Raw genomic sequence first — 14421 nt, 5'->3', positions numbered from 1 at the left:
ATACTTCCATCCAACTGTTTAAAGGAATCAAAAATTTCGGATTGTTTGTGTAAGGGTATGCCTATACCGGTATCTATTACCGTGAAACTAATCGCCGCAATGTCCCGGACTGGTACATAGTCAACTTTCGGCAAACTGGTAGCAGATGCCTGGCTTATTTCGAGGCTTACGGTTCCATTTTTTTCCGTAAACTTAAAGGCATTGGATAACAGGTTTTTGAGAATCTGTTCCAACTTCTGCTGATCGGTTACGATTTGAAGAGGTACGTTATGGTCTGCATATATATTGAAGAAAATTTCCTTTTGGGTTGCTACCGGCGTAAATAAGTGCCCGATATTTCTCATCAGGTCTGTTAACTCCACACTGCTCATAACAATATCCATTTTCCCTGCTTCTATTTTGCTAAGATCAAGAATATCATCAATAAGAACACGCAGGTCGTTTCCCGCCGAATGTATCATGGCGACCTGCTCCATCTGCTTGTCAGTCAGATTGCCCGATTTATTGTTACTTAAAACCTTCGAAAGAATCAGCATGCTGTTCAGCGGCGTTCTGAGTTCATGGCTCATATTCGACAAAAACTCGCTCTTAAAATTATTACTCCGCTCCCGTTCTCCAGTCTTATTGATCAGTTCGATTTTTGTTTTTTCAAGTGATGCATTATTTGCCGTCAACTTTTCGACCATTTCCTGCAATGCTACCTGCGTTGCTCTCATATCGTCCTGGGCAGCCAGCAATTCCTCCTCTGCACTTCTTAGCTCTTCATTTGTTGCTGCAAGTTCTTCGTTACTTTCCTGCAGCTTTTTTTCCGCGTTCCTTTTCGAGGTAAGGTCACGGGTAATCTTTGAAAAACCGGTTACGTTTCCCTTCTCGTCATAGATAGCAGTAATGGTTACACTTGCCCAAAAAAGGGAACCGTCCTTCCTTACGCGCCACCCTTCATCGACGGCCGTTCCATTGACTGTTGCGCTTTGTAATAACTTTTCAGGTTGATTTTGATGAATATCGTTAGAGGTATAAAATACTTTAAAATTTTTGCCGATTACTTCGTTTGGTTTATAGCCTTTAATCCGCTCAGCGCCTATGTTCCAATTGTTGATGTTGCCGGCCGCGTCCATTAATATAACTGCATAGTCTTTGATTTCACCTATTATCCTGTTATACCTGTCATCAATATATTGAAGATTTCTTTCTGACTGGTACAGGTCGGTAACGTCTTCAACCTGGTGCATAATATACATAACCTTACCTTGATCATCAAAAACGGGACTGTTTAAAGGACGCCAGTATTTTTCAACAAAACCGTTTCCTGAAGGATCAGGTACATCATATTTTTGGATTGCCATTGCGTCAGGCAGGCCATACTCCAGGACACGCTCAAGTGATGCACGGAGATTCTTTACGCCGTCAGCATGAGGATCTTCGGGATTATCGGGAAATACTTCAAACAAATATCGTCCGGTGATTAACTCTCGCTTTGTAAGCGTATTTTTTAGATAGGAATCCGTAACTGCCACAATTTGCAGATCGGGTCGTAAAATCAGGTATAAACCAGGAGAAGCTTCAAATATTCTTTTGAAGTCAAGTGGGTAAAGTTCCATTTAGTATGCTTAAAATAGGTTAACTGCACAGCACAGGTCATCATTCAACCGGGAAGGAAGCTTTCATATAGGATGGAGTAAACATCCTACAAATTAGGCTTTTCTAATGATAAATCAGCAATGCAAAAAATTATGACCTGGCTACGGATTTGAGCACATGACAATAAGGAGCTGTACAGTCGGCGCTGTTGCAGGCAATATGAACTGTCTGTCACTTTTTTTAACCAGATTTAAAGTTGTCAATGAATTATTATCAACAGCATAATATTAGCTTTACAATAAGTTTATTTCTCAACTCACATTTAAGTGGCCAATTCCTGTGAAGTTCCGGCAAAATCACTTCGCCCATCGTTAATAGCGGAAAAGATATTACCGCAACCGCTGCCTGCCATTAGATAATCCTAATCCTGATTAAGCCACTGCATCAACCAATAAAAATTTCTTGATATGGTAACATCCCCCATTAAAGTATTGTATGTGGACGACGAGGTAAATAACCTGGTAGCCTTCCAGGCTGGCTTCCGTCGGGACTTTGATATACATATTGCTCAATCGGCCGAAGAGGGTCTGCAGATCCTTCAGTCAAATGAGATGCAGGTAATTATTAGTGATCAAAGAATGCCGGTAATGACAGGCATCGAATTCTTTGCAACAGTTATTAAGCGGTTCCCGGACCCAATCCGGATATTGCTTACCGGCTATTCAGATATAGCCGCCGTCATAGACGCCATCAATACCGGGCAGGTGTATAAATACCTGACCAAGCCCTGGGATGAAGAGACGATGAGAATTTTTATCCAAAAGAGTTTTGAAGTATACACATTACGCAAGCAGAATAAATTGCTGACAAAAAAGCTGGTGGACACCAATCGAAAGCTGGAACTGCTGGCAAGACATGCTGTACTTTCTTAAGCCTACAGTTATGTTTCACCGTTGTTTAATATGTCTGATACGGTGATAAAACTGCCGTCGGGGTAACTTCTGCCTTGAGAAGGACTGTTATTTTTGGATGAATTCATCACATCCTTAAACCAGTCACATGGCAAAACCTTTACTACGAATAAAAATACGTTTGCAACATATAAACGGGTTAATCAATAAACAAAAAAAATGTCGGCTTGAATTTCATTGCCTTAGAGAATGTAAAAAAGCAGCTGCTTAAAAAGCAAGAGGAAATACTTGATACAGTCCAGACAAAAAATGCTTTACTGGATCATTTTATTGAGCTAGGATAATTTTGCATTAAATACCTGTTTGGTCACATTCTTTTGTTAACGAAGCGACTCCGCAGAAGTTTCAACTTCCAGCTTCACTTGCAGCAATGCAAATGTTAGCTGGTCGTTTTTTTGTTGTCATCTGAATATTCTAAAATATCACCTGGCTGGCAATCTAATACATTACAAATCGTCTCCAATGTGCTAAATCTAATTGCCTTCGCTTTTCCTGTCTTTAAAATAGAAAGGTTCGATAAGGTCAGCCCAACTTTTTCAGACAGTTCATTTAGTGACATCTTCCTCTTTGCCATCATTACGTCTAAATATACAATGATTTCCATACCTTATACAGTCAAATCATTTTCGTTTTGAATGTCTACGCCCTTTTTGAAAATAGTCGCAATAATATAAATTACTGCTCTTCAACACACAACACAGCTTCTCTCAATACCATGTGCCGGCATATAACCATTTAACTGTATTTGGTAGCGATTCATTGAGTTGTCGCTGGCTGGCGCCACAGGTTCGTTAACCTATATGAGGCGACATATTTGCGCCTGAGGCCTTTCTCCGAGCTGAAATATCCTCCACTGTGGCTAAAAGCTCATCAATATTGAACGGCTTCTCTATAAAAACTGCCGCTCCGGCCTGGAGGCATTCAGCGCTAATATTGGTATATCCTGACATTGCAATAACGGGAATATGGAACAAACCTTTTTCCTCCAACATGCGACATGTCGATACAACCTGCCTGCCTGCCACTTTTGAATCCGTTAAAATAAGGTCGAAAAGCTGAGAGGGATTAATTATTAAGTTTTCGACCTTGGACACAGCAGCTACCTGATGTCCTTTGTTTTCAAAGAGAGAGACCAGCATTTCTCTGATCCCTTCATCATTCTCAATAATAGCTATAAACATGTTTAAGTATTTTGGCTAAGATTGTGAACAAAATATATATTACAGATTATTTTCAACCGAAAAAACTGTGAACAAATCTCATGCCATTGAAGCGCTGGTGACGCTATTTCATGACTGAGATAAGGTGGCATGATTTACCCTGACAAAGTCTCTTGAAAAGAGTCGGTACGGACGTATCATGTCTACTTTGTATTATAAATTATATTTTCCGTCGAGGACTTCTCCAATGGCATCAACCAGATCCTGGGTTGCATCGCCATTCATTCGCCAGGTTTCACCCTCCTTATAAATCAGTCCAATAATTTCAGCATCAATTGTTATATTAAAAATAAGTGGGTTGTTATTTCCTTGATTTGTTGGCCACGGTCTTACCAATACCGTAACGGACTGGCTATCTACTTTAATTTTTATTTCAAACTCCTGAAAGTTCATTAATAAAGTATGGATGAAACCAATAGACCCAGATTGGAGAGGCTAGGTTTGAAAGGATAAAAAGATATATAGTGGCTATTTGATAGGTTGGATCGGAAGAGAATGAAAAACGCCATAGAAATAGCGTTTTGTTCAGCTTATAGACCTGAATGGTCTTGCTAAATATAGGTATTATTAGACAAAGACCGACATACCCATGCAGGCTTCTGAGATAAAATATGAAAAACTTTAAACAAAATAAGTAAGATTGCCGGCTGCAACACCTGCTGGTTTCTATGGGTTATGATCTCCTCGCGCATACGCATCCTCACTGTATTTTCAACCTCTGGATAATCGTGTCTAAGTGCTTCAGCCATTGGCGCGCCTGACACCGCCGAAGCAATGATGCCGGTTTCTGTCCTGGTAGTAGACGTCAACAGTACAATCCTGCCAAAGTTCTTACTGAATTTATCATAGCTCACTTCATCGGTTACCCAAAGGGTGATGAGTGTAAAGCAGGTTAACCCGGCAGACAGTCCGACGATGTTCGATAATGAATATTTTTTGTTTTTAAGGACAGACCGCCAGGCTGTTTTAAGATAATTTGTAAACATAGCAGTTGGTTATAATGGATGATTCATGCAGCATTCATGGTTAAGCAGGCTGCAAGAAATTCCCTTTCAATATTTTCAAAAAACAGCTATTGTTATTGCCATATTATTGCCACACCAAAGGCTGGCCTCAATAAATATACCAGTTGCCAAAGGCTTGTCCGGCAAGGCTTTTTGCGGGATTCGCCTGACTAAAGTGTACGTAAGCGGACAGCGGCCGTCCGCTTACGGGCTAATTGCTACTAATCCCGTTGGGTACACTATCCAACATGACAATCAACTTTGTCATCGCGGTTTTCCTTATCTTGTGCGGAAATTTTTTTATGGAAATAGTAGATGGTAAAGTGTTGATCAATGGACTGGAAAAAATTCCGTCCATTATATCCAAAGCTAAGTACGCGCTAGGCCTGAAAAAAGAAAAACCCATCAACCAACGCAAATGCAGTCCCGAATACTGGAATGAAATTGTATCGGAGATGGGTAAGTACTACAAAGTCCCCAAAGACAAGATTGAAAAAGCCAAAAGAAGCAGGATCTATTTGAAGTAAAGGGCCGTATAGCAGCGGCGCCATCTATCAACGCTTAGCAATGCTGCTTCAATCATAGCCATTCTCCAAAATGTCAAAAAACTGGCTGCGTTTTTTTAGCAGTCGCCTCACTGTCATCGTTCTTTCTGCCACATGAACATCGTAGGTTTCGTATAATTCATGTTTTACTTCAGTTTCCATACAATTTTGCTGCCTATTTGATTTTCATCCTTGTATACTGTATACGGGCTTGTTCTTTTATCGACGCCGTTGTTATACTCCGGCTGTTTTTGAATCTGAGAGCAGCTGATGTATAAATAACCATCTGCAATAGAATAGCTATCCGGCCAGATAAGACGGGGATCTGTGATTAGCGGAATAAGTTGCAGATCTGGAGTTATTTTTACAATACGGTAACGTTGCAGATCACCATGTAAAGATTTCCCGCATCATCAAAGATCATTCCGTCTGTTGTGGTAAAATGTCCAAGATCCTCCACCATGGTGGCTAAGCATTATCGTTAAGCTGCCAGTTTCGCAAGGCTGCAGTTTGGATACGATAAAGCTTGTCATCCGTTAGTGCTTTGTGTAAAATACTGCATGCCAGCCTTGAGTTCACCGTTGACGCCGCCAAACTGTTCCAGTAAAAGGGCAGCAAGACGTGGGTCAGGCGCAGAAACCCGCACATCATATTGTAAGTCTTTAACTTGGTGAAACATAATCAATGCTTTATAGGTGTAAGTCGTGGTAACGGCCGGCCTGTGGTTATCAATATAAAAAAGGTTAAGCTTTTTTACAGACCTCTGTTTCCTTTATCTTTATTTCTCGCATTGATGATCAGGTAAACGGCAACAATTGCAAATACAATAATTACCGCGAGCAACGGCATAAGCATAGTGAATATGTTGAGGGGTTTAAAGCTTAGTGTTTTTGCTGGGTGATAGTGGCTTCCACATGTTCAAGGTACATCCTTAGCTTCGGCAATGTTTTGGCAGCATGGGCTTTTAACACGCCATCCGTTCCTGAAGTGGACTCTTGTTCAAAAGTCGCAATACCTTTTGATGATCAATCAGTTGGCTGTTGATGCAGGCTGTGTCAAACGAAACCCCCAGCAAGAGATTTTAAGCTCTGTGCAAGTTTTTGATGTGTTGGGGCGGTGGCTGTTGGCGTTTCCTGTATGTGGTTTTTATTAATAATAGGGTCAAATGCTGTCAACGTTCCCAAACTTAAGCGCAATACTATATGGGTGACCTTAATGTAGAACGATGCAGCATATGTGGCGCTGTTACACGTTAACGTCAACGTTTCTTTTTTGAAGAGGTAACGCGCTTCCTCGCATCCTGCATCGCATCCTTTCAGCGCAGATAGACTTAAATTTTACATATTATAGTTAGGCCTGCTAGAAAAACTCTTTACAGTGCTATTGGTGGTTCATATTTGGATATACATTAAATATCTTTATTCAGTTATCCCAGGAATTACTTAAATTAACATGGCTGACTGAAAATGCCAACCCTCACTACTGACTGATACTTTTGTAACTTCTGTCCCGGTGAATATCTCCTGCCTTTGATAACGTAAACCAATATTCCTAATATAGCTGACTATGGCAATGAATGTAACGGCGGCGGCACGAAAAAAGATCCTGTTTTTTCGCGTGCTTTCGATCCAGCAACGCCTCCCGCTCCTGATTTGTGTTCTTTTATTGTGTATGGCTGTGGCCCTCGGATGGTTGTCCCAGGTCGGCGTGAAGCGGGCTTCAGTTGACATGGCTAAAGAACGGCTTGGATCACTTACGGCGCAACTTAGTTATCTGTTCGGCCAGTCCGGCTCCCTTGTTTTGTCTGCAACCAGTGCGACCGTTGACAATGAGAATATCAAAAAATTTGTGAATGGAGACAGGGCGGGAATTGTCGCCGACTCTGCACGGCAGTTGCTCGATAATCTTCGCATTGACAGCACCTGGATACTGACCGAGCTTTTTGATGCCCGCCACCAACTTCTTCTGCGTTCTTCTCCCCCGGGAAAAACAACGAAGGTTAACTCCCGCGAAATACTGTCTGCTGTTAACCCTGCCCCTCATTCCTGCCAGATTGGGAAATTACTCCGCATTGGAGATTCCATTTATTATCCGATAATCGCTGCAGTTACTGACAAAGGAAACGTCACCGGGTACCTGGCGAGATGGCGTCTTCAGGCAGCCACTTTAAAAGCAATCGCACAGGTTTCACTATTGCTCGGTACCAATGCCACACTTTACGTGGGAAACAGCGATGGCAGTGTATGGACAAACCTCATCGGGCCTGTCCCCGCACCACCGGTAACTATACAATATGACAAGCAAGACTTTTTTGAATACGAAAGGCAGGGAGACAGCGCCGTTCTCGCTTCAGCGATGCCTATACCCAACGCGCCATGGTCCCTGCTGATAGAATTTCCGAGGGGGATGATAATGGAAACATCAAGACGTTTTCTGCATTGGATTATTGGCATCGGGGCGGCCCTCGTGCTGTTTGGAATTTTGCTGGCCTGGATAACAAGCCGAAACATCACGCGGCCATTGAATAAGCTGACACGTGCCGCCACAAAAATGGCAGCAGGGGATTATTCCGTTTCGGTTGAAGTTGAACGAGGAGACGAACTGGGAAAGCTGGCCCGTGCTTTTAATGCCATGACCGTACGCGTAAAAAATGCACAGGATGATCTGGAAAGAAAAGTGCAGGAACGTACAATGCAACTTAATACAGCCAATAAAGAACTGGAAGGTTTTTCTTATTCGGTGTCGCATGATCTGAGAGCGCCATTGCGCTCTATCAGCGGGTTTGCGGCCATACTTAAAGAAGATTATGCAAGCAAACTGGATGCAGAAGCAAATCGTTTAGCAGACAAGATTATTTCCAATGCAAAAAAAATGGGGCAGCTAATTGATGACCTCATTTCGTTTTCACAAATGTCAGGGAAAGAATTAAAGCAGCAGCCTGTAAATATGGAAGCACTGGCGAAGTCATGTGCGTCGGAGTTGCTCCAGCATGAACCTGAAAACAAATACCAGCTGCAGGTTCAGCCCATGCCAGTCTGCCTGGGAGACGAGGCCTTGCTCAGACAGGTTTGGTTCAACTTAATTGGCAATGCCATAAAATACTCCTCAAAAAATCCGGCGCCCCGGATAGAAATTGGCTACAAAAAGGAGGCGACGGCTTCATGTTACTTTGTCCGTGATAATGGTGTTGGATTTGACATGCAGTATGGCCATAAATTATTTGGAGTTTTTCAGAGGCTCCATGGCCAAAACGAATTTGAAGGATTGGGGATAGGGCTGGCCCTTGTTAAAAGAATACTTAACCGTCACCATGGAGACATTTCAGTAGAGGCTGCGTTGGGGAAAGGGGCGGTGTTTTATTTCAGCTTACCAAAAATAAAAGACCATGAATAATCAGGAAGTAGAAATTCTGCTGGTGGAGGATAGTCAGGATGATGCGGAACTGGTGATCCGGGCGTTGCGAAAAATAAACCTTGCGAACAAACTCATACACCTGGAGGATGGGCAGCAGGCCCTTGATTTTCTTTTTGCAGAAGGAATGTTTTCCGGCCGCAAGTTAATGGAGAGGCCAAAACTGATTGTGCTGGACCTTAAAATGCCCAGGGTAGACGGTATCGAAACGCTCAAACGAATAAAATCCGATGAAAGGACCCGCCTGATTCCGGTGGTAATGATGACCTCTTCTGCGGAAGAAAAAGACATGCTGATAAGCTATCAGTTGGGGATCAATAGCTATGTCGTAAAACCGGTAGGCTTTGAGAACTTTGTCAAGGCTGTAACAGGGCTGGGGATTTACTGGCTGCTGGTCAATACACTTCCTGAGTTAAACGACGGTGAATCATAATACGCAACCACTTCAGAATTAAAGAAACCGTTGCAACCTTAATTGTTCCAATGGATAGATATTCTACGCATAACTGGGAAGATTCCCTATAGCTCTTATAGTCTATGTTATACACGCCCAAAGGAATATTTTGATCATTGCCCTTTGCTTTAAACCTTTCCTGAAACCGGAGGAAGCTTTGATCTACACCAATCTCGGCAGGACCCAGTTTTCAAAGAACTGTGAAGACCATATAGTGTTTAAAAATGAAAGCGGCTACTTCAAAAAGGAAGATCTTGACCGCATGATGTCGGGCAAAAAAGTTTCCATTGAAGCAGCCGCGAGGCGTTATTCATCAAGGTTTAAAAAGTAAGGCAGCAGTTCCGGCGCCGGCAATTTGATATAACTTTTCTTAAGACATGCTTTGAACACCCTATTACGATGATTTAAGGTGTGCGGCCATTAGATTAATCAGATTATTGGCATTAAAAGGTTTTTCAAGAGATCCATCGGCCAGCGCATCCTGTGCGAGGTGTTTAATACTTGAGCTCGCGGACATTAAAATCACGGGAATATTTTTGGTAGTGGCTCACTTTTTAATTTCCTGCAAAGTGTCATTCCTTCGATTCCCGGCAGTCGCTGGTCCGAAATAAAAATGTCGGGCAGATCAAATTCAATGTCAAATATCATTGAGCCATTCAGGTAGCCAGTAACTTTATAGCCCTCACTTTCCAGAAGAATAACCATGGTGCCTATAAGAACGAAAACCGGCAAACCCACCGTCCTGTTGCTGAAAGAATCATTGATCTCCGCTGATAAACCACCCGAATCCGTAGCTCATTTTTCCATAAACATTATTTGATCATTCCTGTTTGCCAGGCGTATAACCGGTCTTGCAACCGGTTATTTTTTAAAATCACACCAGTAAAAAAACAAAATCAAACACTATCGGTACTAGGTCGCTGTCTGATATTAACCGTTATCACGGACTACCCATGCAAGACTTTATCCTATTGAGCGTGATGCCCATTAAAGAATTCAAGCATTCTGGTCAGGGCAGTTTCACTGTGCATCAGATCGCCATTGATCAGGGATTCCTGGGCAGCCTTTGCTGCTCTTTGCTGCATCCGCATTTCATAGTTGGCAATACCTTCCTGTATGGTCTTGTAATTACCAGATGTCAAGTTTTCGCTCAACTCCAAAGCGTCAAGCATCGCCATGTTCACCCCCTCGCCAGCAAACGGCGGCATCACATGCGCCGCATCGCCAACCATAGTAAGATTGGGTAAGGTTTTCCAGATTTGATCCAATTGCATACAGAATATGGGCCGCGGAATGAGAGGCGTCGCAGCAGCTTCAAACAGCTCGTGCCAGATACTGCTCCATTCGGGATATTCGCTTTTAAACCACTGCAACGTTTGTGCCTTATTAGAAAAATCCAATCCGCTATCCGTTGCCCAGGTTTCGCTGGCTTTGAAGCTGGCATAAAAACCGATTACGCCGTTTGCCTTTTGTCCTAACATTACATTCTTCCTGTCCCCAAATGCCATTATTTTTCCGCCACCAAGCATGGCAGAAATATGAGGTGCTGTTTTGCTGGCTTCATATATAGTGCCTTCAAGCATCGTAATACCTGAATAGAAGGCTTTAAAATCTGTGATATATGGACGCACCTTTGAGTTGGCACCATCGGCCGCGATAACAATATCAGCATAAGCTGTTATTCCGTTTTTGAAATGTAGCAGCCGGCCCTCCTTTTGTTTTTCCATTAAAATGAAGTGGCTATTCCAGGCTACTGTTCCTGGGTGCAGAGACGTGAGCAAGAGTTGTCTCAGCACGCCCCGGTCGATTTCGGGACGGAAATCTTTGCTGTCGAAATTTTCTATTTGTTTGGTTGCATGGTCGCTAAAAAGTACCTCGGCATGTTCGTTCATAATCTGCAGGCGGTCTGCCCCGGCAAGAAAGTTCTGCTTGAACGCATCTAACAAGCCAGCTTTGCTTAGGGCAGCCAGCCCCGATTCGTCGTGCAGATCAAGCGGCGAGCCTTGTACACGGGCACTTTTATCCTTGTCTCTTTCATACACTTTTACATCAACGCCGTTTAGCTGCAGCAATCTTGCCAGTGTCAATCCGCCTGGCCCGCCGCCAATAATGGCGATTTTTTTTGAAGTCAATAACATTTTGCTTTATTAATTATAGGGCAAAATTGTTACGTCAGCAGGAAACGGAATAGTAAAAATCAGCCGTTTTTTAGGAAGGGAAATTTCTAATGGCTGTAATATTTACAAACTGTGCATTCTTGTTTTTGCTCAGCACCTTGGGGGTAACGCCTGTATACTTCTTAATTTCTTTGATGAAATGATTCTGGTCGGTGAAATTTTGTTCTGGAAAAAGTTTGCCCTCGCTGATATGCCTGAAGGATTCACCAACACGAAGCACATTGCAGTATGTTTTTAGTGATATACCAAACTGCTCATTAAAGTAACGATTGATCTGGCGGCTGCTCCAGAATACTTTCTCAGAAAGCTCTTTTACTGTTACAGAACCGTGAGTTGTGTAGATAACGTCAAATAAGTTTTTCTTACGGTCATCTATTTGCCCGTCGGCAACGGATTTTATCTTTTGCGTGGCCTTATTGCAAAAGTTTTCCAAACTGCTCAAATCGTTTTCGTCAAATTGCCAAAAGCTGTATGGGATACTTCTTCCTCCGTTCAGCACATCTTTTATGGAATCCCCAAGCAAATATTCTACTGCCAGGAGTTTCAAGCCTATCGAGAACATCTTTGTCCCGTTTACAATGCTCACTTGGGAAGGTTCTGTGTCAATACCCCTCACTATTATCTCCCAATGTTCAGCATTTACCTTTGATACAATCACGTCCACCATTCCATTAGGTAGCACAGTCGAAGGGATGTCATTGCCCGTGCTGTTTTCCAGCGTCCAGAAGCTGTGAACAAACTGGGATATAGAACTATCCGGCAATCTTGATTGGATGGTCAGGCTCATAAACAATCCATTACATTATGGATAAAGGTAGCAATCCTTTTGCTCTTGTGTTTTCAGGCCTTCTAATTGATTCATTCCATTAGCTTTATCAGCTATGTTTAAAAACTGTATTTTAAGTACACTCACCTTATCTGAGGTTACCCTGTGAGTCCGCTATGACGGTGCAGGTTACCCAATTCTACTGCTTCATAGGCATCCACGCACCCACACAGCCTGGCACAAAGTAGCATAATATGAGGCAAAAAGTTTACTGTGGCATGCCCGGATTTGAGAGACTTTGGCAGATTATCAAAGCTGCTTTACCGCCTGCCAATCCACATATCATAGCTGGTCTTCTGAACGAGCCAAAGCTATTGATACAGTTGAAGATGAAGAAGCAGTGTCATAAAAAGTTTGCTATCGTTGAGCATGGCCAAGGCGCTAACACCGCCTGCAGAGCGGCTTTAGAACCTCCCGGACATATGAGTCATATAGTAGTGCTGGACGGCGTTTGCTCCTTTTACTGTGCTTTGAAAATCCCTGTGAAGCGTCCCTGTTAGCTGATCTGGTCGTAGGTGCAGCTTTTTTTAGTAAAAGATGATTGAGTTAGGAATATCCTTGATTCGGTTACATTGACAAAAATGATGGTAACCATCTTTGCACTATTAATCATTTATATCATGGAAAGTAATAACGGACCATCTACAAACACAGCGCTGATTGCGTTGGTAACCGGCGCCAATCAAGGTGTAGGTAATGAAATTGCCAAAGCGCTTGCCGCGAACGGATATATTGTTTATCTGGGTTCCCGTAAATTGGAGAACGGTGAAAAGGCGGCTGCGGAGATCGGCGGCCATGCAAAAGCAGTGCAACTGGATGTCACAAAGCAGGATAGTATTAATGCGGCTGTAGTAAAAATAACAAGTGAATATGGCCGCCTTGACCTGCTGGTGAATAACGCAGGTATTTCGCATGCGGGAAATGCCCCGAAGAATCCGGAGGAATTGATGCGCACCGGCCGTGCCGTCAACGTATCGCTGGATGAAGTACGCACCGTTTGGGAGACCAACGTATTCGGTGTGATCGCTGTCACCCAGGCGGCTTTGCCCTTACTGCGCCGATCATCAGCGGCACGTATCGTTAATGTGTCCAGCGGCCTCGGCTCGCTAACCTGGATAGCTGATCCGGAGTGCTGGGCGCGGGAGCATTTTGGCATTGTATACGGCGCGTCCAAAACTGCACTTAATGCCGTTACGCTGGCCTTCGCCATAGAACTGGAAAAAGAAGGCATTAAAGTAAATGCAACCAGCCCGGGCTACACAGCAACGGCCCTTAATAATTTCCAGGGTACGGATAGCCTGGAAGTGGGCTCTCGTGAACCTATTCGCGTTGCGCTGGAAACCGACGGCCCAACTGGCGGCTTTACGGGCCCGGAAGGCAAATTACCCTGGTAATGCCAGTACTTTAAAACGACAATTTATCCAATATGACCGGCGAAACAGGTGCCGGTCATATTTCTTACTTTTAGTTATGAAAAAGGAAAAGCCCAAAGTTCCCAAACTGGAATCTATTAAGGAGATTCACCGTATGCTGGACCTGCCGGGGCCTAAGCATCCCCTGATCACCCTGTTTGATACCCGTGACGAACGGATCAACCTAAGCCGGTTACCGGTGAGTTATGTGACAACACTTTATAAGATATCCTTTATCGAGAAGCTGGGTGGCAAATTCAGGTACGGCCAGGGGTACTATGATTTTGATGAAGGGAGTATGGTGTTCACTGCGCCTAACCAGGTCGTTGGCAGCACATCCAGGTACAAAGGAAATGAAGGCTATTCATTGATCTTTCACCAGAATTTTTTACAGGGTCATCCCCTTGCTGCTAAGATAAGGCAGTATGGATTCTTTTCTTATTCATCGAACGAGGCGCTTCACCTTTCGCTGCAGGAAAGGACCACCGTTGCATCTATTTTCAGGATCATCGAAGAGGAACTGAACAGCCGCATTGACGATTTCAGCCAGGAGGTGGTCATCGCACAGATAGAACTTCTGCTGACCTACGCCAAGCGGTTCTATAAACGTCAGTTCCTGACCCGGCAGGCAGCCACCAACGATCTCCTTCAGAAGTTCGAAGCGGCCCTCAATAGCTATTTCCAAAAAGAAGAGCCGATCGATCGTGGTCTGCCTACTGTTCAGTACCTCGCTGAACAATTGAATTATACGCCGAACTACCTGAGTGATATGTTACGCTCGCTTACAGGACTCAGTGCGCAGCAGCATATCCATGAGCAG

Annotated in this window: 16 protein-coding genes; 6 read left to right on the top strand and 10 right to left on the bottom strand. The window is 43.5% G+C overall.

From position 1 onward, the window contains the following. The coding region (locus tag F0364_RS11085) for a PAS domain-containing sensor histidine kinase (RefSeq protein ID WP_153797854.1) at positions 1–1601 on the bottom strand (1601 nt) is incomplete at its 3' end. Positions 1602–2048: 447 nt separating this feature from the next. Between F0364_RS11085 and F0364_RS11080 the strand changes: the two genes are divergently transcribed. Beyond that, complete coding sequence (locus F0364_RS11080) at positions 2049–2513, top strand: response regulator (RefSeq protein ID WP_153797853.1); 465 nt, start codon at positions 2049–2051, stop codon at positions 2511–2513. Between the two features lie 418 nt (positions 2514–2931). Here the strand turns inward: F0364_RS11080 and F0364_RS11075 are convergent, their stop codons facing one another. The 4 genes from F0364_RS11075 to F0364_RS11060 form a co-directional block, all read right to left on the bottom strand. Beyond that, complete coding sequence (locus F0364_RS11075; protein WP_153797852.1) at positions 2932–3156, bottom strand: helix-turn-helix domain-containing protein; 225 nt, start codon at positions 3154–3156, stop codon at positions 2932–2934. A gap of 187 nt (positions 3157–3343) precedes the next feature. Beyond that, positions 3344–3733, bottom strand: a complete 390-nt coding sequence (locus F0364_RS11070) for a response regulator (RefSeq protein ID WP_153797851.1) — start codon at positions 3731–3733, stop codon at positions 3344–3346. Positions 3734–3925: 192 nt separating this feature from the next. Next, positions 3926–4165 (bottom strand): hypothetical protein, encoded by a 240-nt coding sequence (locus tag F0364_RS11065; RefSeq protein ID WP_153797850.1) that lies wholly within the window; start codon positions 4163–4165, stop codon positions 3926–3928. Positions 4166–4323: 158 nt separating this feature from the next. After that, positions 4324–4758 (bottom strand): hypothetical protein, encoded by a 435-nt coding sequence (locus F0364_RS11060; RefSeq protein ID WP_153797849.1) that lies wholly within the window; start codon positions 4756–4758, stop codon positions 4324–4326. 266 nt (positions 4759–5024) lie between these two features. Here F0364_RS11060 and F0364_RS11055 point away from each other — a divergent pair, with 266 nt between their 5' ends. Then, on the top strand, positions 5025–5303 hold the full coding sequence (locus F0364_RS11055) for a hypothetical protein (protein WP_153797848.1): 279 nt from the start codon (positions 5025–5027) through the stop codon (positions 5301–5303). Positions 5304–5351: 48 nt separating this feature from the next. On the opposite strand, the gene F0364_RS29295 is transcribed toward F0364_RS11055, so the two are convergent. Beyond that, a complete protein-coding gene (locus F0364_RS29295) occupies positions 5352–5483 on the bottom strand; it encodes a hypothetical protein (RefSeq protein WP_262885378.1) in 132 nt (43 codons plus the stop codon). 367 nt (positions 5484–5850) lie between these two features. Then, on the bottom strand, positions 5851–6000 hold the full coding sequence (locus F0364_RS11050; protein WP_235921064.1) for a manganese catalase family protein: 150 nt from the start codon (positions 5998–6000) through the stop codon (positions 5851–5853). Between the two features lie 887 nt (positions 6001–6887). Here F0364_RS11050 and F0364_RS11045 point away from each other — a divergent pair. Both F0364_RS11045 and F0364_RS11040 read left to right on the top strand, forming a co-directional pair. Beyond that, on the top strand, positions 6888–8714 hold the full coding sequence (locus tag F0364_RS11045; RefSeq protein WP_153797847.1) for a sensor histidine kinase: 1827 nt from the start codon (positions 6888–6890) through the stop codon (positions 8712–8714). Further along, on the top strand, positions 8707–9165 hold the full coding sequence (locus F0364_RS11040) for a response regulator (protein WP_153797846.1): 459 nt from the start codon (positions 8707–8709) through the stop codon (positions 9163–9165). Before F0364_RS11045 ends, F0364_RS11040 begins: the two co-directional genes overlap by 8 nt. Positions 9166–9580: 415 nt before the next feature. Here F0364_RS11040 and F0364_RS29290 read toward each other — a convergent pair whose 3' ends face one another. The 3 genes from F0364_RS29290 to F0364_RS11025 form a co-directional block, all read right to left on the bottom strand. Next, positions 9581–9703 carry a hypothetical protein gene (locus F0364_RS29290; RefSeq protein ID WP_262885377.1) on the bottom strand — a complete coding sequence of 41 codons (123 nt, stop codon included), beginning with the start codon at positions 9701–9703 and terminating at the stop codon, positions 9581–9583. Positions 9704–10154: 451 nt separating this feature from the next. Then, positions 10155–11324, bottom strand: a complete 1170-nt coding sequence (locus F0364_RS11030) for an FAD-dependent oxidoreductase (RefSeq protein ID WP_153797844.1) — start codon at positions 11322–11324, stop codon at positions 10155–10157. Between the two features lie 70 nt (positions 11325–11394). Then, a complete protein-coding gene (locus F0364_RS11025) occupies positions 11395–12150 on the bottom strand; it encodes a helix-turn-helix domain-containing protein (RefSeq protein ID WP_153797843.1) in 756 nt (251 codons plus the stop codon). Positions 12151–12809: 659 nt separating this feature from the next. Here F0364_RS11025 and F0364_RS11020 point away from each other — a divergent pair. Both F0364_RS11020 and F0364_RS11015 read left to right on the top strand, forming a co-directional pair. Continuing rightward, the gene (locus F0364_RS11020) at positions 12810–13583 is read left to right on the top strand and encodes an SDR family NAD(P)-dependent oxidoreductase (protein WP_153797842.1); all 774 of its coding nucleotides are present in this window, start codon (positions 12810–12812) and stop codon (positions 13581–13583) included. Positions 13584–13659: 76 nt separating this feature from the next. After that, positions 13660–14421 (top strand): helix-turn-helix domain-containing protein (locus F0364_RS11015; RefSeq protein ID WP_153797841.1); only part of this gene is annotated, 762 nt, incomplete at its 3' end.

Source organism: Foetidibacter luteolus, from assembly GCF_009650435.1.
Taxonomy (GTDB): domain Bacteria; phylum Bacteroidota; class Bacteroidia; order Chitinophagales; family Chitinophagaceae; genus Foetidibacter; species Foetidibacter luteolus.
The sequence above is the reverse complement of the archived record's forward strand: the minus strand, read 5'-3'. Positions and strand labels throughout refer to the sequence as shown.